Raw genomic sequence first — 22,882 nt, forward strand, 5'->3', positions numbered from 1 at the left:
TTGAGTTTGAGAAGCTGCATTTATAAAGGGATTATTGGCGCGCAGTGATAGCTATGGTTGAAAATTTTTGGCTACTGGCGACAGAAGAGAGTGGGTTTGGTTTAAATTTCGATATTTTAGAAACCAACCTTGTTAATCTTTCTATTCTGATTGCCCTAATTGTTTACTTCGGACGAAGCTTTTTAGGCTCCATCATGGCTGAGCGTCGCTCCAGCATTGAGGCGGCCATTCAAGATGCTGAAAAACGGTTGAAGGAAGCTTCTAAGGCGCTGGGTGAGCAGCAGAAAAATTTGGCCGAGGCTCAGGCAACGGCTGTTCAGATTAAATCTGATGGTGAGGCCGCCGCTAAGGTAGCCAAAGATAATATCCTAGCTCAGGCGTCCAAGGATGTTCAGCGAATGAAGGATGAGGCTGCTCGAGACCTTTCTTCCCAAAGGGATCGTGTGGTGCTTGAGTTGCGTCAGCGCATCTCGGCCCTTGCTGTTGAGAAGGTGGAGTCGCAATTACGCTCCCAGGTGGATGACGGGCTTCAGCAAAGGCTAATTGATCAGAGTATTGGTCTTTTGGGGGGTAGCTTGTGAAAGATAGTGTAGTGATTGAGGGCTTGGTTGCTCCTTACGCTCAGGCATTGTTGTCTGTTGCACAAGACGGTGATTTGGTTGATCGCTTTAGTCAGGACTCTTATGCGTTGACTGAGTTGTTGTCGGCATCTTCTGAACTAAGCCAGCTACTTGAGAATCCGATTATCAATCCTGATATTAAAAAGAATGTTTTGCGCCAAGTGGCATCAGAGCAACTGCATCCGACGATGCTGAACTTTATTATGTTGCTGGTTGATCGGGGACGCATCGCATTTTTAGGACGTATTTGTGAGCGATATCAAGAATTAGTGCGGGAAATTAATCAGACTGTTCTAGCTGAAGCTACCTCTGCTATTGAGCTCTCTGATTCCCAGAAAGATTCGATTCGCCAGAAGGTGATTGCTATGACCGGTGCTCGTTCTGTCGAGCTTAAGACAGCTCTGGATCCAGAGCTGTTAGGGGGGGTGATTATCAAGGTTGGTTCCCAGGTGATAGATGCCAGTTTGCGGGGTCAGCTGCGGCGTATCAGCATTCAGTTGAGTAGCGCTTCTTCTCGCTAGGGTGTTTGGCACTTGAGCGTTTATCAAGTGTTAGAGTTCGATTTGGTTGAGAATGCTTGTTTTTAGCACCAATCTTATATCGAACATTGTTTAGATGATTTTTTGTTGATATCTGAGTTAGTAGAGCAACTCCAATGGTAAGCATCAGACCTGACGAAATCAGTAGCATTATTAAGCAGCAGATTGAGCAGTATGACCAGGATGTCAAGGTATCCAATGTCGGTACTGTGCTGCAGGTAGGTGACGGTATTGCCCGAATTTACGGCCTGGACCAAGCAATGGCGAGTGAGCTGCTTGAGTTTGAGGATGGCACTGTCGGTATTGCCCTTAACCTTGAAGAGGACAACGTTGGTGCGGTTTTGATGGGTGACGGTCGCAACCTAAGTGAAGGCAGCACTGTTAAGTCAACTGGCAAGATTGCTGAGGTCCCAGTGGGCGATGCGATGCTAGGTCGCGTAGTGGATGCCCTGGCCCGTCCTATTGATGGTAAGGGTGATATCGCTACCACGGATAGCCGTCTGCTAGAGGCACCTGCACCTGGCATCATTGCGCGGAAGTCGGTTTATGAGCCTATGCAAACCGGTATTACCGCAATTGACGCCATGATTCCTGTGGGGCGTGGTCAGCGTGAGCTTATTATTGGTGACCGTCAGACTGGTAAGACTGCGATCGCAATCGACACCATCCTTAACCAGGCGGACCAAGACGTTATTTGTATCTACGTTGCCATTGGCCAGAAGGCAGCTTCTGTCGCCCAGGTAGTTGGCGTGCTCGAAGAGCGTGGCGCTATGGATTACACCATTGTTGTTTCCGCCAATGCTAACGACCCTGCCCCTCTGCAGTTCTTAGCTCCCTACACTGGTGCAGCCCTAGCTGAGTACTTTATGTACCAGGGTAAAGCGACATTGATTATCTACGATGACCTGACTAAGCAAGCCCAGGCCTATCGTCAAATGTCCTTGCTACTACGTCGTCCACCCGGTCGTGAAGCCTATCCTGGAGACGTATTCTTCATCCACTCTCGTTTGCTAGAGCGTGCAGCTAAGCTCAGCCCTGAGCTAGGTGAAGGTAGCATGACAGCCCTGCCCATTATCGAAACCCAGGCAGGTGACGTTTCCGCCTACATTCCCACCAACGTCATTTCCATTACCGACGGTCAGATTTTCTTGTCATCTGACCTGTTTAACTCGGGTCTACGTCCTGCCATTAATGCAGGTATTTCAGTCTCCCGAGTCGGGGGTGCGGCCCAGACCAAGGTAATGAAGAAAGTCGCCGGTAAGCTCAAGCTTGAGCTAGCTCAGTTTGACGAGCTACAGGCCTTTGCCCAGTTTGCGTCTGACTTAGATGCAGCTACCCAAGCTCAGCTAGCCCGTGGTGTACGTCTAAGAGAACTTCTAAAACAGTCTCAATACGCTCCTCGGTCCTTGCACGAGCAGGTAACCGTCGTCTATGGCGGCATTAATGGTCTGTTTGATGATGTACCGGTGGAGAAGGTTGCTCCTTTAGTTGCTGAGCTATGCAACTACATCAATACCAGCAAGCCTGAGTTGGTTAAGGAAATCAACGAAGGTAAGAAACTAACTGACAAGGTTAAGGAATTGGCAAGTGAAGCGATTGCTGAGTGCAAGCAATCCTTCATGGCAGCATAGGAGGAGGTTGGCCTGTCCCTGGTTGACTGATTCAGTCAACCAGGGACATTAGGCTGAGAACAACGTATATGCCTAATCTCAAACTGATTCGTGACCGGATTAAATCGGTCAAAAACACTCGTAAAATTACCGAAGCGATGCGCCTGGTGGCCGCCGCGAAGGTGCGTCGTGCCCAGGAACAGGTTGAAGCAACCCGCCCTTTTGCCGATCGCTTAGCTCAGGTGTTTTACGGCCTTCAGACTCGATTAAAGTTTGAAGATGCTAACTTGCCCCTGTTGCAAATTAGAGACGTTCGCAATGTTGCTTTGGTTGTTGTGTCTGCCGATCGTGGTCTTTGCGGTGGCTACAATGCCAATATTATTCGTCGTGCTGAGACCCGTGCCAAGGAACTCAAGGCTGCAGGTATTGGTTATCAGATGGTGTTGATTGGTCGTAAGGCGATTCAGTATTTTCAGAATCGTGATTACCCCATTGATTCAACTTTCGATGGCCTGGAGCAGATTCCGACAGCGGAAGAGGCCTCTAGTATTGCCGATAAGGCTTTGTCGCTGTTCTTATCTGAAGAGGTAGACCGAGTAGAGTTGATTTATACAAGGTTTGTATCCTTGGTTAGTTCTCGTCCTGTCACTCAGACGTTATTGCCTCTGGACCCCGAAGGTCTGGATAAGGAAGATGAGATCTTTCGCCTAACGACTCGCGGTGGACAGTTTAAGGTAGAGCGTGAACCGGTTGAGACCCAGCAAGTGCAGTTACCCCAAGATATGATCTTTGAACAGGATCCGGTTCAAATCTTGGATGCACTGTTACCGCTGTATCTGAATAACCAGATCTTGCGAGCTCTGCAAGAGTCCGCAGCGAGTGAGCTTGCGGCTCGAATGACTGCAATGAACAACGCCAGTGACAATGCTAGTGAGTTAGTTAAGACGTTAACTCTGGACTATAACAAAGCTCGTCAGGCGGCCATTACCCAAGAGATCCTTGAGGTGGTTGGGGGTGCTGCTGCGTTAGGATAAGCAGTCATCCAATTGAGTTGCTCTTAGATTTAACCCCATATGTACTGGCAGTGCGCAGCACTGCCTTTTTTTTGCTTGGCAGGGGCGTTCCATGGCACGATCCTGCCTCTATATTCAAGATTTAAGGAACCCTGTACATTTTTTAGAAAAAGGCTATATCCTGTAAACCAATTGTCTCGGACAGAGCCCATGGTCAACGAAGTATCTCAGTGGCTAGCGGAGATTCAGACATTACAGCAGCAATTGAATGTTCTAAATCAAGAGCGTGATCAGGCCTATGCTAGTGCAGCTAACTGGCGAAGGTTGTATGAGTCAGAATCCGAGCAGCGTCGTAACGATGCTGAGAGAAGTCAAACACGGATTCGGGTATTGGCCAATGAATTAGAAAATTTAAAACAGTCACCTGCTGACGGTGAAGTCTCTCGTGATTTGCAAAAGGCTTTGGCCCAGGTTGAACATCTGGAGTCGGTAGATGAGTTGAGATCGCAGTTAACTCAGGCTCTGACCCGATGTGCTCAGCTGTCCAGTACCCTTAAAGCTGAGCAGGTAGCCCACGAAGAAACTCGCCAAAGCTTGACCACAGCCCTTGGAGATACCATTGATTTGTTAGCTAAAGATCAAACGTCCCAGAGCGATGAATCGTTAGATTCTACAGAGTAGTTCAAAACGTATTAACCTGTCGTTCATCTGTTTAAAACAGAAGATTGACTCTATGTCCCTACAGAGTCAACCTCAAAAGAATTTAGCCATACCGTAGTTCAGTGTTGTCTTTGTGGGATGCTTGCTGAATTCTGGTCCTGTCATCCTCGACAACCATCGGTTTAATGATCCCTCTGGCATGTGCAGGCGTATTTGGCCTAGCTCAGATTTATCCCTTTACCTCGGGTGCTAATATCGGTCCTGCATAACGGGCCTGCTAGCGCAGCCACAGCCGTGTCTGGAGCCGCCCTAGAAAGCCCATTAGCGATACGGTGGATGTTCTTGGGGGCAATGTGCAGCTGTGGTCAACCCACACTAAAACCTGGATGACCATAATATTTCTTGGTGTGGAATTTTTAGCTTCATAGTCCCCAAAGCCCATAACCCTTTGTGTAAAAGGATACTCAGGCTTTTACTGGGTGACTTAAGGTCTAGCCAATGCGTTATGCATAGGAAATATCAAGGGATAGATTAAATATTGGTATCTTTTGATTAAGTTATGGTGGGAACTTTTGGGTTAAAATTCCGATGCTACTTCGCTGAGTAGTTCTTACTAGCGACATAATTATGAAAACTGTTTCTAAAACCAAGGCGATTTCTGAGTCTGTGCCGAGTAAAAGCGCTTCTACCCGCGAGACTCAGCCAGCGTCTGACGATAAAAAAATCTACCTCGCTGAATTAAAATCTTACCCGTATCAGCCGGACATTCAGGTTGAAATCTTGCACTTACAAGCCGAGGCAGATGCTTTGCTATTACAGCTCAAAGCTATGGGCTGCCAGTAATTTTAGCGATATGCCCATCGTTGATTTGGGGCGGTGCTCAGGGCTAATGCTTGGGTCAATAGCTGTTCATTAGGGCCATCGTGTTAAGGCATATTGCTTAGACGATGGGTGCTGTGTTAAGAAAAGCAGCGCATTCGATTCGGACCTCGTCGAAAACGCATACGTTAGGGAAATGTTGATCCATTCGTATGCATTTCATGAGCTACCAGCGCTATCCTTTGTCAACTTTCAACCCACCGTCTGACAACTCGCTGCGTACACTAAACTATCATGACACCTACAAATGCCCGGTTTGTGGTCATGGTGAATTGTCAGAGCTGACATTGACAGAAGCATTTGCCTGTAACTTTTGTCGACATATTTTCTCGGCTAACTTAGAAGCTCAGTCTGTTCAAATGGTGGACAACGTTCAGCCTATGGTTTGGTTTTGGACGGGGGATCGATGGCGTCATAACCGTCACTCTGATGGCCATGTGACAGCTGTTGTCTGGAGTTTTGCCCTGGCTATTGCTTGTTTGCCCGCCTTGCTGATAATGGTGTCGAACTATATGTTTCCACCGATTGATGGTGCTGGGCTGAATCAGTTTTCTATTGTTTGGACGGTAATTACCCTGTTGGCTCATGCCACTATTGTGCTGTGGCTAATTGCTGAACATTATCAGTGGCCCTGGTATGTGACAGCAAAAATTAAATTAAGTCGCTGATGGGAGATTGACTACAAATCAAACATTCGTTTCAAACGCTTTCTAGCCCAGATTACGGGATTAGCATCGTCCTCGCTGGAGTCAACTAAGTTGAGCGATCGCATTTCCCGTTGGCGTTTTGCAAGTTCGTCTCGATGGTGTGCCATGGCTTGCACCACTTGGTTTGAGAGGTCGGGATATCGCCGCAGTAAATCAGAGAAACTAGGCTGATTAATAACGAATAGCAGGGCGTCTTCAGAAACTCGTGCCATGGCGGTGCGGGGTACCCCCAACAGCAATGCAACTTCACCAAAAAATTGTCCTGGTCCAAGGGTGGCGAGATGACGGTTGAGTTTTTCAGCTAAGATGTCGACTTTGCCCTCCAGCAAAATGTAAAACGAATTGCCAGAATCTCCTTCATGAAACAGAGTGGTACCGGCATGGCTGCGCTGACGATGGCCAATCTCAATGAGTTGTCGAATTTCTAGGTCGTTAAAGTTAGCAAAGTAGCTCACCTGGCGCAGCATGTCTTTTAGGGTGATGGGGGTGGGTGAGACAACAGGGCGATGCTCTAGGGCAATTTGTCGATTAAAGAAGGGCGGCTTGCTATCCCCATTGTTTTGGGGGGCTAAGTTTCGAATCCATACATCTCGCTGGGGGAAGGCAATTTCAACATTGTGCTGGCGTAAATTATATTCAATGGTGAAATGGAGCGAGCTTTGCACGTTGAATCGCTTATTCACATCCACCCAAACCCATAACTCAAATTCGAGGGCATCTTCGCCAAAGGATAGAAACATGGCTTTGGGCATCGGTTTACTGCACACTGCCGGCTCCATGTGGGCGGATTTTAGCAACAGTTCAGTCACCAAGATAGGGTCGCTGTCGTAGGACACCCCTACTGGAATTTTGAGACGGGCAATGGAGGTGTTGTAGCTCCAATTTAGAACTCGATTTTTGATCAGCTGGTTATTGGGAATGACGACATCGCCATCATCGAGGGTGCGAATAATGGTGGATCGAAGATTGACTTCAATAATGCGACCCACTAAACCTTGAAAGCGGTGGTCATCGAGTTCAATGAGATCATTGACCTTTAGGGTGCGCTCAAACAGCATGATCAGACCGCTGATAAAGTCATCCGCAATGTGCTGTAGACCAAACCCAATACCAACGCCTAAGCCGCCCAGAATAATGCCCAGGGAGCTTAAGTTGATGCCCGTGTATTGAATGGCGATGAAAATGGCGATGACACCGACTGCATAGCTCACTAAGGTGGCGATTGCCTCGCGGTTATTGGCGTCAATGCCTGCTAATAGATGCCGTTTGAGGACACGTTTGACTAACCCAATGGTGAAGAAAATCACGGTTAGCCAAATGCAGAGGCTGACGATTAGCTTGGGTGTGATGGTGGTGTTGCCTAACACCACTAGCTTGGTGTTGAACAGTTGGCTAAGCCGCTGAAGAAAATCTGAAAATAAATCCATGGGGCAGAGATCAATGGCTCACTCGTCTGTATCAACTTGAAATGCGAGGGCAGTGGCGATCGCATCTACTACTCTGCCCACTTCAGTGATCTCCATGTTCAACCCTGGTATTTTCTGGCCTTTAGGGACTAATGCCCGTTTAAATCCTAGTTTGGCGGCTTCTTTGAGGCGTAATTCCATTTGGGCAACGGGGCGTACTTGACCGCCAAGACCCACTTCTCCAATGAGGACTAACTCCGGATCGACGATGCGATCGCGAAAACTAGCAGCAACGGCAATGGCAATTCCCAAATCTGCCGCCGGTTCTCCGACACTCAACCCACCTGACGAAGCCACATAGGCATCCAGCTTAGACAGTGGAATCCCCACCCGTTTCTCTAGCACGGCTAGAATCTGTAGCAAGCGATTGTATTCAATCCCGGTGGTCGAACGCCGGGGTGAGCTATAGCTGGTGGGACTTACCAGGGACTGAAGCTCCACCACTAGAGGCCGTGAACCCTCACAGGCCACAATTGTGGAAATTCCTGGCACCTGTTCATCTCGATTTCCCATAAATAGAGCAGATGGGTTGGGAACTTCCTCTAACCCCTGGGAGACCATTTCAAAGACCCCCAGCTCATGGGTAGCCCCAAAGCGGTTTTTGACCGACCGCAGCAGTCGATGGCTTGCAAACCGATCGCCTTCAAAGTACAACACTGTGTCTACCAGGTGCTCTAGCACCTTAGGGCCAGCAATTGCCCCTTCTTTGGTGACATGACCGACGATAAACAGCGTGATATTTTCTCGTTTGGCCAGCTGCATCAGCGCCGAAGTACATTCCCGTACCTGGGATACTGACCCCGGTGCAGAGGTGAGTTGGTTGTAGAACAATGCCTGAATACTATCGATGACGGCAACCCGAGGCCGTAGGGATTCCAGTTCTGAAAGGATGGTGTCCAAATCAGTTTCTGGCAGGAGATATAGCGATTCTGGGGAATTTTGAGTTGTCGGCTGGACACTGCCCACTTTATCCGATGTTTTTCCCTGATTAGCCGCGATGCCGAGGCGTTGCGATCTCAACTTCACCTGCTGCCCCGATTCCTCAGCACATACATATAAGACCGCCGTCCGCGCTGACAATTGATTGGCAGTTTGCAATAACAGTGTAGATTTACCGATGCCAGGGTCGCCACCCACCAGTACCAAAGAACCCGGCACAATGCCCCCCCCTAACACCCGGTCAAGCTCGCCATAGCCAGAGGTAATACGCGTTTGAGGGTGATCGGCAATTTGGTTAAACGTTTTAGAGAGACGAGGTTTAGTCTCTCCTCGTTTGCTGGTGGTACTGCGATGCCCTGGGCGGCTTTTGCTAGATGCAGGCTCTACTACCTGTTCCACCAGGGAATTCCAGCTGCCACACACGGCACATTTGCCAAAATACTGCCGCGATTCTGCGCCGCATTCATTGCATACGTAAATCGAGCGAGTTTTAGCCATGCCTGTTATTGAAACAAATGAACTATAGATATATGGTAAACATTGGCAGGGGCTAAAAACCCAATGGACCCAGGGGATAGATGCTTAGAGACGGACGAACAACTTTAAGTAAATCTGTGCAAAACTTGTTAACGAAAAAATCACCGATAATATACTCTACAAATTTTGACTGTTGGAGAACAACCTTAAGAAACGTTGAAAACCTCAGCAACAAAAGGTGATGGCTTGAAAAACGCAATACAATGTTAGGTATCTTAAATAAGCTCTAATTAAAGCTTTAATCAGGAGTCCTTCAATTACTGATGGGGTTTCGATCTTTTTTGAGACACCTAACAGTTGATGAATTTGTCGGTTTTTCAAGGGTTTGAGCCATATGCTCTGCCCTTCAACGGTCGAAGTCTTCTGCCGTCGCCGTTATGTAGGAGTTCAAGAAACTTTGGAAAGCGTAAAAGAGAAAATCTTGGTTGTCGATGACGAAGCCAGTATTCGTCGTATCCTGGAAACCCGCCTTTCGATGATTGGCTACGATGTCGTAACTGCGGCGGATGGCGAAGAAGCGTTAGACACTTTCCGGCATGAAATTCCTGATCTAGTTGTTCTTGATGTGATGATGCCCAAGCTCGATGGCTATGGCGTTTGTCAAGAGTTACGCAAGGAATCTGATATCCCAATCATTATGTTGACGGCGCTGGGGGATGTGGCGGATCGTATTACTGGCTTAGAATTGGGTGCTGATGACTATGTGGTGAAACCTTTCTCCCCCAAAGAGTTGGAGGCTAGAATCCGTTCTGTATTGCGCCGGGTTGAGAAAACTGGCACCTCTGGTATCCCCAGTTCTGGTGTGATCACCATCAACAATATTCGAATTGATACCAATAAGCGTCAGGTATACAAAGGTGATGAGCGTATCCGGCTAACGGGTATGGAATTTAGTTTGCTGGAGCTCTTAGTTAGTCGTTCTGGTGAGCCCTTTTCTCGCTCTGAGATTTTGCAAGAAGTTTGGGGCTATACGCCTGAGCGTCATGTGGATACCCGTGTGGTGGATGTCCATATCTCCAGATTGCGGGCGAAGTTGGAAGATGACCCCAGCAATCCTGAGTTGATTTTGACAGCACGGGGAACGGGGTACCTTTTCCAGCGAATTGTTGAGCCTGGCGAAGAGTAGTCTCCATCAGATCAGCTAATTGGCTGAAATGATTTGTGTCTCTGGGGATGTATCTGTATATGGGGTTAATGCCCGAATATTTGGAAGCTTGGGGTTGAGCTTTTGTCAGAAAACTGTAGTTGTGGATTTTCACTCGGTTTCAGTCTGATAGAATTTCTTAAAGTTTCTATAGATTCAATTCGATGGGCTTAACTCAAGCGCGGATCGCAGTTGATGCAATGGGGGGCGATTATGCACCTGCCGAAATCGTTGCTGGAGCTATTAGGGCAAGGGAAGAGCTAGATGTTGAAATCTTGCTTGTCGGTAATCCTGACCAAATTAGGGCTTCTGTGGCTAACCCCGACAGCTTAAGTCGGATTGAGATTGTGCCATCTGAGGGCACGATTGAGATGCATGAGGAGCCACTTAGCGCTCTACGCAAAAAGCGTAATGCATCGATCAATGTCGCCATGGATATGGTGAAGAAAGGTCGTGCTGATGCTGTTGTGTCAGCAGGTCATTCTGGGGCAGCTATGGCAGCTGCCCTTTTGCGTCTAGGTCGGATTAAGGGGATTGACAGACCTGCTATTGGTGCAGTCTTTCCCACGGTGGTGGCTGGCAAGCCGGTTTTAATTTTGGATGTGGGTGCCAATGTTGACTGTCGACCCAAATTTTTAGAGCAATTTGCTCTTATGGGTAGTGTTTACTCCGAGTATGCCTTTGGGGCGAAAAATCCTCGGGTTGGTTTGCTCAATATTGGTGAAGAGCCCAGTAAGGGTAACGATGTTGCTGTGCAAGTGCATCAGGCCCTGCTCGATTCAACGACTATCAATTTTGTGGGCAATGCCGAAGGGCGAGACGTCCTTTCAGGCAATTTTGATGTGATTGTCTGCGATGGTTTTGTTGGCAATGTATTACTGAAATTTGCTGAGGCCGTTGGTGAGGTTGCTGTCAATATTCTCCGAGAGGAACTACCACGCGGTATTTTAGGAAAGCTGGGAGTGCTGATTCTCAAAGGCAATCTCAAGCGTATTAAACAACGTCTTGATCACGCTGAGCATGGTGGTGCTTTGTTGTTAGGGGTTAACGGTGTGGCTGTAATTAGTCATGGTAGCTCTAACGCACCTTCCATATTTAATGCTATTCGTCTGTCTAAAGAGGCTGTCGATAACGGTGTGATTGGGCATATCCAGGGGCAGTACCAAAAGGTTGCTGCATCAGTGACCAACGGAGACTAGAAACTAATGATAAAAGGTGAGGCCGGTGTGGCCTTTATTGGCAGCGGTAGTGCTCAGGTTGAGACAGTGCTGAGTAACGATATGCTCAGTCAAATGGTTGAAACCTCTGACGAGTGGATTTCTACCCGCACAGGCATTCGCCAGCGTCATCTGGCTAGCATGAACGAGTCGCTGACTGAGTTGGCTGCTCAAGCTGCTCAAGCTGCGATCTCAGCCGCTAATCTCGCCCCTGACGACATTGATTTAATCATCCTGGCCACCTCCACCCCTGACGATTTGTTTGGTACTGCCTGTCAGGTACAGGCGGCCATTGGAGCAAATCGTGCCGTTGCCTTTGACCTGACGGCAGCTTGTTCAGGGTTTGTGTTTGGTATCGTCACCGCCGCTCAGTTTATTCGCACCGGTACTTACCAAAATGTTGTGGTTATTGGTGCTGACTTGTTGAGCCGTTGGGTCGACTGGCAAGATCGGACTACCTGTGTACTGTTTGGCGATGGAGCCGGAGCCGTTGTGATGCAGGCGTGCGATCGCGACCGTTTACTGGGCTTTGAAATGCACAGCGATGGCTCGATGAACGGTTGTTTGCGCCTCGCCTATCAGCCTGAATCGAACGCTCTAATGGATGGTGTTACCAGCCAACAGGGGACATTTAAGACCATTACAATGAATGGCCGTGAGGTCTACCGTTTTGCCGTTAGTCGAGTGCCAGAGGTTTTAGAAAAGACCCTATTCCATGCAGGTCTAGCGGCTGACGACATTGACTGGCTGATCTTACACCAGGCCAACCAGCGTATTTTAGATGCCGTTGCGAAACGACTAAAGCTGCCGAACGATCGGGTGGTTAGCAATATGGCCAAGCACGGCAATACATCTGCTGCCTCGATTCCCATTGCGTTAGATGAATGGGTGCGCACCGGTAATGTCAAGCCTGGCCACAAAATTGCGATATCTGGTTTTGGCGCAGGTTTAACCTGGGGTGCAGCCTTGCTGGAATGGGGGCTATAAGATTTGCAAGGTGCGGCAGACGATGCCCACCCTGCGTTATCGGCTGCTTGCCTACCCTTTTCGAATGCGTCATTTACTGAGACATTGAAGAACGGACGAATACGCTAATAACAATGACAAAGACCGTGTGGGTATTTCCGGGGCAAGGGTCCCAGTCTGTAGGTATGGGTGATGATTTGGTCGATGTGGCCAAAGACAGATTGGCAGAGGCTGAAGATGTTTTGGGTTGGTCAGTATTGGGCCAATCGCAAAGTGAGGAATTTCAGCAGGCCAACACCCTGTATACCCAACCCTGTCTTTATGTGATTGAATGCATTTTAGTAGACCTGTTGGGGGAAAAAGGCCATCACCCTGACATGACAGCTGGCCATAGTCTGGGAGAGTATTCTGCCCTTTACGCAGCTGGGGTGTTTGATTTTATTACCGGTCTCTGTCTGGTTAAGCGGCGCTCAGAATTGATGGCCCAGGCTGATGATGGAGCGATGGCCGCTCTGATGGGGTTTCAGCGCCAGGAACTGGAGGAGAAACTAGCGCTGACTGAAGGCGTGGTATTGGCCAATGATAATAATCCTGGCCAGGTGGTGATCTCAGGCAGTCCCCAGGCAGTTGAAGCCATTATGCATGGCATTAAGGTGAAGCGGGCCGTCAAGCTTAATGTGGGGGGAGCCTTTCATTCTCCGTTGATGGCCCCTGCTGCCCATGAGTTTGATCAGATACTGGCTGATGTGCCCTTCAAAGATGCCAGTGTTCCCGTGCTCTCCAATGTGGATCCCACACCAACCACCGATGGAGATATATTGAAAAAGCGTCTGATGCAGCAGATGACGGGCTCAGTACGGTGGCGTGAAATCTCTCTGAGTCTGCCTGACCAGGGCATAGACACTGTTGTTGAAGTGGGGCCAGGGAAAGTCCTTACCGGCTTGATCAAGCGTACTTGCCGCAGCTTAGGGCTGAAAAACATCGCCACTTTAGAGCAGGTTGAAGCGTTTTGAAGCCAGTGAATCATCACCCACGACAGCGGGAACCTAGACTCAGCTTGCTGCTTTACTACCTGTTTAAGTGGTCGGTGGTTAATCCAATGTTTAGGGGCTATTTTCGTGGACGCATCTATGGTGCAGAAAATATGCCCAAAACAGGCCCGGTGCTGGTGGTGGCTAACCATGCCAGTGACTTTGATCCACCGATTGTGTCCTCCTGCGTGCGCCGTCCCGTTTCGTATATGGCGAAGCAAGAGTTGTTTAAGGTGCCGGTTTTATCACCTGCAATTCGTGCCTATGGGGCTTATCCAGTAAAGCGTGGTGGGTCAGCTCGTGGGGCGATTCAGGCGGCCTTGCAACAGCTGGAAAAAGGGTGGGCCGTGGGTGTATTTCTACAGGGAACCCGCACCCGTGATGGCCGTATCCCGGAGCCAAAACTGGGGGCGGCAATGATTGCTGCTAAGGCTCAAGTGCCGTTAGTGCCCGTCAGTCTATGGGGAACCCATCGCATTTTGCCCCGGGGGGGCAAATTTCCCAAGCCTTTACCGGTGACTGTGCGCATTGGCCCGTCCATTGCACCGCCAGAGTCTACCAAGGATAAGGCGGCGCTACGGACTTTGACCGACTATTGTTGCGATCGCATCCATGCCATGCACGATCTTGGGCGGTGATGCAAAGGTTACAATAATTCTTCAATCAGAGTGATAGTTTTTTGACCTACCACTGTCCAGCGGAGCCAGAAAATGACCCAAAACTTAAGACAAGATCTAGCGAATATGGTGGGTCCTACCGAGTGGAATTGGCTAAAACCTCACATTGCCCGTGATACGGTTGTCTTTGTAGATCCTCAGCTTGATCTAGTGGAAGTGGGCATGGCCTTGACCAATGACAATGTACAGTTTGTGCAACGCTGGATTGGTGAGCAGCTAATTACCAAACCTTCCAGGGAGCAACTACAGACTTGGGGTGTGGATGGCCCTCCCAATCGATTGCAGTCTCTCATTGTTCAGCCCTATGTTTTAGTCCAAGAGATTTTGCAAGTAGCGGACACCAATAGTAATAGTGGCTCCTCGACTTAACCCGCAGACAAAGCCCTCGCTGGAGACAGTACGGACCGTTTTAGCTCAGCTAGACAATTCGGTGCTTGTGCGATTTCTCCTGCTTTTAGCGAGTGGCTGGGGCGTATTGCAGCTATTGACGTATTTTGAAATCGTGGTGGTCATTTTTGTGATTTCCACGATTTTAGCGTTTTTGCTCAGTTATCCAGTGCGATGGTGTCGCCGATTTTTACCCCATGGCATGGCAGTCTTTGGGGTGTTTATGGTGGCTTTGATATTGGTTGGTGGTATGGCAACCACACTGGCGTTAGCTGTGATTGCTCAAGGCCAAAATTTGCTAGACAATGGCACTGATTTTCTCAATGCTTTGCTGCCGATCATAGAATTTGTTGAAACTGCACTACGGCAGTGGAATGTGCAGGTAGATCTGCAAGCCCTGGGAGAACAGCTACAGCAGCAGGCAACTAACCTCTTGGGATCTGGCTTGGGGTTGGTGCAGACACTGCTGGAAAATTTCATCAATGCAATTCTTATTGCTGTGGTGACTTTTTTTATGATGCTAGATGGCCCCCGCCTATGGCGATGGATTTTAAAGGCGATCCCTGCCAATCAACAGAAGCGATTAACCTTAACCATTCAGCAAAATCTTCTTGGATTTTTTTGGGGACGACTGCTGTTGTCCATCTTTTTTGCAGTGTCTACATTTGTTGTTTTTTTGCTGCTGAAGATTCCCTATGCTCTGGTTTTAGCCGTTATTGCGGGGCTTTTTGACCTGATACCTGGCATTGGTGCCACATTGGGGGTGGGATTAATAGGATTGTTGTTGTTGTCACAAGGATTGGGTATGGCTGTGCAATCCATTGTGGTGTGTATTTTGTTACAACAAGTCGAAGAGAATATGTTGTTACCCCATGTGATGCGAGACTCTCTGAATATTAATCCGGTGGTCATGTTTTTTGCCCTGATTGTTGGCGTACGAGTAGCGGGGTTACTGGGGGTGTTTCTGGCAATTCCTATTGCTGGGGTGATTGTGAGCCTATTGGATGTGGATGAACTGAAAGGGCGGTCGACGTAACGGAATGTTTTAGAGGCATTCTATGGAACGCTCCTGCAAACAATAAAAATGAGAGCCCTCTGCCTAGGAAGATACAAATGTTTAGCAGATCTATTAAGCATTTCAACAATGCTCGGAATCTGTTGACGGTCTCGGGAAAACTCGGCATGGTGATTTGAGAGGTTCCCCATAATGCCGATGACTAAATCTGCACTTAGTCCTCCATCTCTAAATCTATTGCAAAGCCCTATCCCATGGTTGCGGGCGTTTTGGAAGTTTTCTCGACCCCATACGATTGTGGGCACTAGCCTGAGCGTATTGGGGTTGTTTGGCATTGCCTGGGCGACTCGCCACCCGGCAGGGCTATCACCTGGGACATTTGATGTGTGGCAGGGGATCAGTGCTCTCTGGCTGACTTGGTTGGTCTGTATGTGTACCAATATTTACATTGTTGGTCTCAATCAGATTGAAGATGTTGCCGCTGATCATGTCGAGAAACCTTATCTGCCCATCGCAACAGGAGAGTTTTCGTCTGCCCAGGCCAAGATGCTAGTGGGCATTGCCTGTAGTGGTGCTATCTTGCTGGCAGTGTTATCCCAGAGCCTTTATTTAATGGTTACTGTTTGGCTCAGTCTAGCGATTGGTACAGCCTATTCACTGCCACCGCTGCGATTAAAACGATTCCCTCTGCTGGCTTCATTTTGCACCCTGTTGGTGAGGGGGGCAGTGGTGAATTTAGGGATCTATTTGCATGTGGCAAGCCAGCTGGGATTGCTGCCCCAGGTACCTGGTCGGGTATGGGTGTTGACGCTGGTGGTGTTGCTGTTTAGTAGTGCGATCGCACTACTAAAAAAATTGCAAGACGCATCCTACGTTATCGACGATTGGAGAATAGCCAAGATATTGCGGAGTGTCTGGTGGCTGCTCACGGTTTGTTACATTAGCCTCATTCTGACCGCGCCATTGATTTTGGCCATCAATACTGAATTTTTAGCGGTCACCCATGGCTTGGCACTGGGTTATTTCTGGTATCTGAGCCGTCAAGTGCAGCTAGAGTCTGGTAATGCTAGCGGTGCCTATATGAGTCACAGAGAGTATTACCAATTCATCTGGAAATTATTGTTTATCGAATACCTGATTTTCCCCACTGCCTGCTTGTTGTACTAGGGGTCCTTATAAGCATGCTAGAGCGGTGCAGACTGCGATGCAGATTTGCGATGCAGATGCACCGCAGAGAGCGGTACAGAGCATGGCAGGCTAGTTCTGGTCAGCCTAAACCTAGAAATCGTAAGGAAAGGCGTTCTATAGTTATGTACTCCTAGGCAACAGTGTACGGGAGCCCAAATGTGCCTGTAAATTTACGGTTTTGGCGAGGACTATCGAATCTTTGGGTAGGGTCATGGAGCCTAGGGCTCAGCATGGCCCTGATTCTTTTGCTGGGTGTCTCAGGTTGTACTAGAGCAGAGACCGTGCAGCGGCTGTCTAACTATGACATTCTGATCAACGCTCTCCCCAGTTCCATAGAGGTGGTTAACCCCCCCGAGCGTTATCAGCCAGTGGCTGACTGGATAGGGCGCTTGGTTTTGCCCCAATTAGACGAAGTTGAAGCCAAACCTGGAGACTGGGCCTGGATAGAGTTACTTCACACGCCATCGTCTGATCAGGACTTGGTCGGACAAACCGTTGCCTTAACCTGGCAAGCTGATGCCAGTCTGGCTGCCTCTGTCAACTTGGTCAGTCGGGATCTCCGCTTTGGCGCTGAGGCCGATGAAAGCCAGCAAGCGGGTAACGTACATCCCCAAAGGCTTGATGGTTGGCAAACTGTGGGACCATTGCAGTCCTTAGCAGGGGCCCGCCCTCAGGATGATGTAATGGTGTCTCTAGCAGGCGTCAGGCGAAAGGAAGATGGTCTCACTATTGCTCAAGAGCCAACTCAAATAGCTGAGCGATTTTATGGTTTAGTCAAAATAGCATCCACTGCGGCGGTGAAAACCACATGCCCCGCAGTCTGTCGGCAGTTTCAGGTACACCACTATAATCCAGATTCCCAGGAATTCGATGGGGCGTTAGACGCTATTTATTTGCCAGAGGTTCCGGCTGTTAATGGGGTACGGCAGTTTAGCCTGAAACAGCTAGAACAATCACCTGCGGGTGAACGTGGTTGGTATGTTTATGGCAGCCCCAACGGGCAAGGGCAATTTATGGTGCAGGCCCTGGCTCCCCGTGCCCTGTTTGAGTTGGAGCCCGATGCCACAATTACGGCCCCTGATGATGGACTGAACTATATCAACTTTGGTAACTGGCGACGGACTCGCGATCGCAAAGGCACCATCGAAACTGTACAACTAGGCCAAACCGATTGGCAGGAGGGCGATCAGGGCTTAGTGCTGCATATTTTTGGCGGTATTGGTGGCGAGCGAGCAGAAAAGCCTCCGGTGGTGGGTACAGTAACGGGACATTTCTCCTACGGCATTGCCACCGTGGTGCGTGATGCCATCACGCAAAAGCTACGATTTAACATTCATTATCATCAGGTCTATGCCCATAACCCCAATGGGATTGTGTCTGGCAAACTCAGCTGGGAAGAGTACATGGGCAATCTCCAACGGGGCTGGATGGGCACACGTCCTGTTTCTGATGTCATCGTCAGGCTTGATACATTAACCCAGGATTATGGCCAGGCAGGGGCCAGCATTCAGCCTTTGGCGATGCTGGCGCAGCAACTACAGATTATGACTGCCCGCTATCGAGTTGGGGATGGGACCGGCGCTGCCGTGGTGACGCCTGCCCAATCCTGTATTCAAGATTCTAGCCAGGCTCTCTATAAAACCATTAAGCAAATTGAAACCCAGGTGCGCCATCAACCGCCGGTTGATCCCCAACAGCTGCAACCACTGGCCGTTTTAGGGAAACGGTTAGAAAATGCGCTGGTGCCCGTCGGCATTGTGCGACCGGACTGGCAGCAGAATTCTGAAGTTTTAGCCGGTACACGCGATCAGTCCCTCGATCGCAAAAATAATCTAATCACTCAGCTGCTTAGTTGGCGTACGATTATCCCTCGGGTGGCCTACGATCATCTGGCCATCATCTTTTATGAGCAAGGGGCCACACTACGGTTTCTGAGAACCAATCAGATTGGAGGCAACGATCCAACAATTCTGCCCTTAGCTCCTACGGAATTATTTGGTCAATACTTTTTTATCCCGACAGCATTTTCTCGCCTGATTGAAGCTCTAAGAGTGCCTAGTTTCAGTGATTGGTTGATGACATTAGCTGTAGCTGTTGGTTATGGTGCGATCGCTATCCCGCTGGGGCTATGGGGCAAACTGTTGTCGTTGCAAAACATTTTGGGTCGTGTGCCCCCTGGGCAACTAGTTTTACGGCTGCTACGCGCTCTTGTTGTCCCTGCCCTCATAGAAGAACTACTGTTTCGAGTATTACTGTTACCCCATCCTACTGAAGGGGTCTTATCCACCACATTACTTTTGTGGGCGGTGTTAAGCATGGCACTCTTTAGCATTAGTCATCCCCTTCAGGCAATCTTGTTTAGAAGTCATCTAGTGGCCTTATTTAGTCGACCCCTGTTTATTGGATTAACTGCTCTGTTGGGGCTGAGCTGTGTGGCGCTTTATGTAAATACCGGTTCTCTGTGGACTGTGGTGGGATTGCATTGGATAGTTGTAGCCATCTGGCTAATCTTTTTAGGAGGGTGGCATCGTTTGCGCTTCTACAATTAATCGTTAACGATAATGTAGACCAATAGCAAGGCTGCCATGACTCTGAGTCTGATTTGTCCAACTAAAGATCCTGCACTTTGGGTGGCTGCTATTCAAGCGATCGATCTAAAGATAGATCTGCGGGTGTGGCCTGACGATGGGGATAAAGCTGATGTCACATTTGCCCTCGTTTGGGCTCAACCCCAGGGCATTTTTTCCCAATATCCCAACCTCAAGGTGATTTCTTCCATGGGAGCAGGGGTGGATAATCTGTTGCAGGATGGTTCCATTTCGTCGCAGATGATCGTAGTGCGCATGGTTGATCCAAGGCTGGTGAGCCAGATGGGAGACTACGTTTTAGCGGCCACCCTCAACCATGTGCGTCAGTTTCCTGACTATGCTCAACATCAACAACAGCAGCAGTGGCAGCCCCTACCACCACGTAATGTAGATGACGTCACCGTTGGTGTCATGGGCCTTGGGCAAATTGGGAGCACTGTAGCCACTCGCCTGGTCCAGGTAGGGTTTCAGGTGGTCGGCTGGTCACGTCGCCCCAAGTCCATTGCCAATGTGCAAGTCTTTGCTGGGCAACAACAGCTATCGGACTTTTTAGCAGCTAGTGAAATTCTTGTTTGTTTATTGCCGTTGACCACTGAAACTGAAAATATTCTCAATACAGAGACATTGGCCCAGCTTCCCAAGGGAGCCTACCTTATTAACGTGGCCCGAGGTCATCATTTAGTTGAGGGAGAGTTACTCTCACTGCTAAATGAAAATCATCTTTCTGGCGCTTGCCTGGATGTGTTTCGTCAAGAACCCTTAGCCCAGGATCATCCCTTTTGGAGTCATCCAAAAATTACGATAACTCCCCACGTTGCTAGCTTGACCCATCCTGTTTCTGTAGCTCCACAGATCGTTGAAAACTATCGACGGATGCAACAGAAACAACCATTGCTAAATCAGGTGGATATTCGACGTGGATATTAATACTGCCTGGTCTCATCATGCTCTCTGCATCTTTATCTTTTTGATAGAGAAAATAAAATAAAAAAAGAGCCCAACCAAGTGGTTGAGTCTCTTGTTGAAACGCTTCGAGAAATGCCTGAATAGGCACATGAGTATGTGAACGATAGTTGAATCGAAATGCAGCTCCAACTGTGTATTGGCCTGCACTGATCACATCATTCAGATACAACATATCAAGCAGGTTGGCTGCAAGTTTGTAGCAAAATCTACGAGTTGAAAATTTGTAGCCCTTGGGATGTTATTTGCGTTCTATGGGCCGTTTCCCAATGACGGTAAAATCAGGTTTGGAGATTTTAGTGGATAGGAGAAATCTGTGGCAGAGTTAAAGGCCTTGATTTTTGATGTGGATGGCACCTTGGCGGAAACTGAGCGGGATGGCCATCGGCCCGCCTTTAACCAAGCATTTACAGATATAGGTCTAGATTGGGATTGGACACCGGAACTCTACGGCAAACTGCTCAAGGTATCAGGCGGCAAAGAGCGTATTCGTGCCTATGTGCAGGACTATCTCGGTGATTTCCAGTTACCCTCAGAGTTTAGCGATTTAGATGCCATGATCAAGCATCTGCATGCGACTAAAACAACCTATTACAAGCAGTATGCGGCAGCGGGCAAAATTCCCCTACGCCCTGGTGTAGAACGTTTTCTCAATGAGGCGCGCAGTGAAGGGGTGAGACTTGCGATCGCAACCACCACCACTCCAGCCAATGTCCAGGCATTACTCGAAAATACCCTCGGTGCCGATAGCCTAAACTGGTTTGACGTGATTGCCGCAGGCGACATGGTGCCCAAGAAAAAGCCTGCCCCCGATGTTTACGAATATGCCCTAGAACATATCGACTTGCCTGCAGAAAACTGTTTGGCATTTGAGGATACCAACAACGGTTTGCTTTCGGCTACGCCGACGGGACTGAAAACCGTCGTCACCGTCAATGAATATACGAAAGCGCAAGATTTTACTGGCGCTCAGCTGGTGCTCAGCGATTTGGGTACCCCCGATACTCCTTTCAATGTATTAGCTGGCAGCGCCGGTGATTCAACCTACTTCACCGTGGACGTAGCCCGTCAGCTGTGCGCTTAGGTGTCTGTGACGACTGCCCTCAGCCTCGGGCAATTTTGGGATAGTCCAGCTCGACAGCTGTTGGCCTATCCCAGCGGTAATCAGGAGATGCTGAGCCACCGCTGGGCTGAGCTACAGACCTGCGGGATTGATGCGATATATTCCTATGGCCCAGAGACCTTAGCGGACTTTGCAATTCTAGGCTCGGGCTACTGTGGCGTGGTGTTGCGGGTGCGCCATCAAGGATGCGATCGCGTGCTAAAAATTCTGCGAGCGCCCGCCCCACAAACCAATTTACGTACAGAAGCCGATATGTTGCAACGGGCTAATGCAGTGGATGTTGGCCCAAAGTATCTTGCCCATAGCGATCACTTCTTGCTAATGGACTTCATCGACGGTCCTATGCTGGTGGATTGGCTACAAACCCCACAGCCGGCTGAGGACATTCGTAGCCTGGTGTCACAGCTTATTGATCAGGCCTACCGCTTAGATCAGGCTGGGATAGATCATGGCGATCTGCGCTGCATTACAGCCCATGCCCTGATGTGTTCTCAAAAACCGGTACTCATAGATTTTAATAAGACTAGTTTGGAGCGACGCCCGGCCAATGTTACGACATTGGTGCAGGGGCTGTTTATCAGCACCCAGATTGCCCAGCTTTTGCGACCATGGTTTGCCAGTGTTAGCAAGTCAGTATTAGTTGAGCATCTACGAAGTTATAAGCACCAGCCATCTCGGGCGAACCTACACTCCCTAATAACCTATTTGGGAGTAGTTGAGGTTTAAGTCTTTATCTTGAAGCTAGCTATGGGAGAAAACCTACTAGTGTCTGATTAATCTAATTGGTTGGGTAATGGGGTTGGTTCCCCCTCCAAAGCCCAACCTCGTTGAGTGGCCAGGGTCTCTAATTGTTCAATCCGTGACTCCGTCAGCGGATGTGTGGACTGCCATTCCAGTAAACGGTTAGCGACACCCAGGTCTAATTCTTGTTCATTTAATCGCTTAAAAAAGTCAAGGGAATAGTCTACATGGCCATAGCGCTCTTGCATCATTTCAATGGCATAGATATCGGCCCGCTCTTCCTGCTCGCGGCTGTAGTGTAAATCTGCCAGACTAATGGAGCTAGTTAGAAACGGCGGTAGCTGTACACCGCTAAAACCCAACAGGCTATTCAAACTTAAAAATACGAGGGAGCGCCCCAGACTCCGCAGTGTATCTCGATGTTCAAAATGGCCAAGCTCATGGGCCAGTACAAATGCGAGCTCATTCTCCGTTTCGATGTCGTCGAGCAGCCCTGTGGTGACAAATACATGACCGCCAGGAATCACCATGGCGTTGGGGCTGTACTCCTCCATGATGTGAACCTGGAGTTCGGGGCGCTGTTTTAATTCGTCAGTGAGTAACGATTCTGCTAGGTCCTCAACATACTCAAACTGTTGCCCCTCATGGATTAAAGAAACTCCAGTGAATAGGCTATCAAAAACCACTTTTCCCACCTGAGTTTCGGCCTTGGGACCCATGCGTGCCGCAATTTGAGCGCCAGCTATCCCAAGACCTACATAAAGAGTTACCCCCGCCGTAACGACGGTGCCCATGAGATAGCCAAAATTAACGAGGGGATGAACCGGCGTAATATTGACCTCATCGACGATTTCGCGCGGGGTATATTTCAT

General features: G+C 49.0%; 22 protein-coding genes and 1 pseudogene. 20 read left to right on the forward strand and 3 right to left on the reverse strand.

The features are described 5' to 3' along the window. Positions 1-53: 53 nt before the first annotated feature. The 8 genes and pseudogenes from U2F10_RS20765 (at position 54) to U2F10_RS20800 (ending at position 5,989) form a co-directional block, all read left to right on the forward strand. Positions 54-581: a F0F1 ATP synthase subunit B gene (locus U2F10_RS20765; RefSeq protein WP_163662438.1), complete on the forward strand. Its 528-nt coding sequence runs from the start codon at positions 54-56 to the stop codon at positions 579-581. Further along, a complete protein-coding gene (atpH, locus tag U2F10_RS20770; RefSeq protein WP_499873167.1) occupies positions 578-1,141 on the forward strand; it encodes an ATP synthase F1 subunit delta in 564 nt (187 codons plus the stop codon). Before U2F10_RS20765 ends, atpH begins: the two co-directional genes overlap by 4 nt. 134 nt (positions 1,142-1,275) lie before the next feature. Further along, positions 1,276-2,790, forward strand: coding sequence for a F0F1 ATP synthase subunit alpha (atpA, locus tag U2F10_RS20775; protein ID WP_163662434.1), 1,515 nt, complete (start codon positions 1,276-1,278; stop codon positions 2,788-2,790). A gap of 68 nt (positions 2,791-2,858) precedes the next feature. Beyond that, positions 2,859-3,803, forward strand: a complete 945-nt coding sequence (locus tag U2F10_RS20780; RefSeq protein ID WP_163662432.1) for a F0F1 ATP synthase subunit gamma — start codon at positions 2,859-2,861, stop codon at positions 3,801-3,803. Positions 3,804-3,992: 189 nt separating this feature from the next. Beyond that, complete coding sequence (locus tag U2F10_RS20785) at positions 3,993-4,463, forward strand: hypothetical protein (protein WP_163662430.1); 471 nt, start codon at positions 3,993-3,995, stop codon at positions 4,461-4,463. A gap of 128 nt (positions 4,464-4,591) precedes the next feature. Continuing rightward, positions 4,592-4,757, forward strand: a pseudogene (locus U2F10_RS20790) (Na/Pi cotransporter family protein); the annotation flags it as partial. Between the two features lie 312 nt (positions 4,758-5,069). Continuing rightward, positions 5,070-5,285, forward strand: coding sequence for a hypothetical protein (locus U2F10_RS20795; RefSeq protein ID WP_163662428.1), 216 nt, complete (start codon positions 5,070-5,072; stop codon positions 5,283-5,285). A 197-nt stretch (positions 5,286-5,482) separates the two neighbouring features. Next, positions 5,483-5,989, forward strand: a complete 507-nt coding sequence (locus U2F10_RS20800; RefSeq protein ID WP_163662426.1) for a hypothetical protein — start codon at positions 5,483-5,485, stop codon at positions 5,987-5,989. Between the two features lie 11 nt (positions 5,990-6,000). Here the strand turns inward: U2F10_RS20800 and U2F10_RS20805 are convergent, their stop codons facing one another. Together U2F10_RS20805 and radA are read right to left on the reverse strand one after the other, a co-directional pair. After that, complete coding sequence (locus U2F10_RS20805) at positions 6,001-7,455, reverse strand: cyclic nucleotide-binding domain-containing protein (protein WP_163702598.1); 1,455 nt, start codon at positions 7,453-7,455, stop codon at positions 6,001-6,003. Between the two features lie 18 nt (positions 7,456-7,473). Further along, entirely contained in the window at positions 7,474-8,931 is a 1,458-nt protein-coding gene (gene radA, locus U2F10_RS20810; RefSeq protein ID WP_163662422.1) for a DNA repair protein RadA, read from the reverse strand. Positions 8,932-9,367: 436 nt separating this feature from the next. Between radA and rpaB the strand changes: the two genes are divergently transcribed. The 12 genes from rpaB to U2F10_RS20870 all read left to right on the forward strand — a co-directional run bounded on the left by rpaB (position 9,368) and on the right by U2F10_RS20870 (position 21,995). After that, entirely contained in the window at positions 9,368-10,096 is a 729-nt protein-coding gene (gene rpaB, locus U2F10_RS20815; protein WP_031294240.1) for a response regulator transcription factor RpaB, read from the forward strand. 182 nt (positions 10,097-10,278) lie between these two features. Further along, positions 10,279-11,313: a phosphate acyltransferase PlsX gene (plsX, locus tag U2F10_RS20820; protein WP_163662420.1), complete on the forward strand. Its 1,035-nt coding sequence runs from the start codon at positions 10,279-10,281 to the stop codon at positions 11,311-11,313. 6 nt (positions 11,314-11,319) lie between these two features. After that, complete coding sequence (locus U2F10_RS20825) at positions 11,320-12,318, forward strand: beta-ketoacyl-ACP synthase III (protein WP_163662419.1); 999 nt, start codon at positions 11,320-11,322, stop codon at positions 12,316-12,318. A 113-nt stretch (positions 12,319-12,431) separates the two neighbouring features. After that, positions 12,432-13,310 (forward strand): ACP S-malonyltransferase, encoded by an 879-nt coding sequence (gene fabD / locus U2F10_RS20830; RefSeq protein ID WP_163662417.1) that lies wholly within the window; start codon positions 12,432-12,434, stop codon positions 13,308-13,310. 5 nt (positions 13,311-13,315) lie between these two features. Next, complete coding sequence (locus U2F10_RS20835; protein WP_163662415.1) at positions 13,316-13,966, forward strand: 1-acylglycerol-3-phosphate O-acyltransferase; 651 nt, start codon at positions 13,316-13,318, stop codon at positions 13,964-13,966. Positions 13,967-14,038: 72 nt separating this feature from the next. After that, a complete protein-coding gene (locus U2F10_RS20840; RefSeq protein WP_163662412.1) occupies positions 14,039-14,374 on the forward strand; it encodes a DUF2288 domain-containing protein in 336 nt (111 codons plus the stop codon). Continuing rightward, positions 14,358-15,428 (forward strand): AI-2E family transporter, encoded by a 1,071-nt coding sequence (locus U2F10_RS20845; protein ID WP_348917910.1) that lies wholly within the window; start codon positions 14,358-14,360, stop codon positions 15,426-15,428. Before U2F10_RS20840 ends, U2F10_RS20845 begins: the two co-directional genes overlap by 17 nt. Positions 15,429-15,599: 171 nt before the next feature. Next, the gene (locus U2F10_RS20850) at positions 15,600-16,574 is read left to right on the forward strand and encodes a homogentisate phytyltransferase (protein WP_499873168.1); all 975 of its coding nucleotides are present in this window, start codon (positions 15,600-15,602) and stop codon (positions 16,572-16,574) included. Between the two features lie 251 nt (positions 16,575-16,825). Next, on the forward strand, positions 16,826-19,144 hold the full coding sequence (locus U2F10_RS20855) for a CPBP family glutamic-type intramembrane protease (protein ID WP_499873169.1): 2,319 nt from the start codon (positions 16,826-16,828) through the stop codon (positions 19,142-19,144). Positions 19,145-19,180: 36 nt separating this feature from the next. Further along, positions 19,181-20,110 (forward strand): 2-hydroxyacid dehydrogenase, encoded by a 930-nt coding sequence (locus U2F10_RS20860; RefSeq protein ID WP_499873170.1) that lies wholly within the window; start codon positions 19,181-19,183, stop codon positions 20,108-20,110. A 352-nt stretch (positions 20,111-20,462) separates the two neighbouring features. Further along, positions 20,463-21,230: an HAD-IA family hydrolase gene (locus U2F10_RS20865; protein WP_163702788.1), complete on the forward strand. Its 768-nt coding sequence runs from the start codon at positions 20,463-20,465 to the stop codon at positions 21,228-21,230. 6 nt (positions 21,231-21,236) lie between these two features. Next, positions 21,237-21,995 (forward strand): RIO1 family regulatory kinase/ATPase domain-containing protein, encoded by a 759-nt coding sequence (locus U2F10_RS20870; protein WP_499867585.1) that lies wholly within the window; start codon positions 21,237-21,239, stop codon positions 21,993-21,995. Positions 21,996-22,042: 47 nt separating this feature from the next. Here U2F10_RS20870 and U2F10_RS20875 read toward each other — a convergent pair whose 3' ends face one another. Then, on the reverse strand, positions 22,043-22,882 hold the full coding sequence (locus U2F10_RS20875) for a M48 family metallopeptidase (RefSeq protein ID WP_499873171.1): 840 nt from the start codon (positions 22,880-22,882) through the stop codon (positions 22,043-22,045).

This window comes from Leptothoe sp. EHU-05/26/07-4 (genome assembly GCF_043421015.1).
Classification (GTDB): domain Bacteria; phylum Cyanobacteriota; class Cyanobacteriia; order Phormidesmidales; family Phormidesmidaceae; genus Leptothoe; species Leptothoe turfae.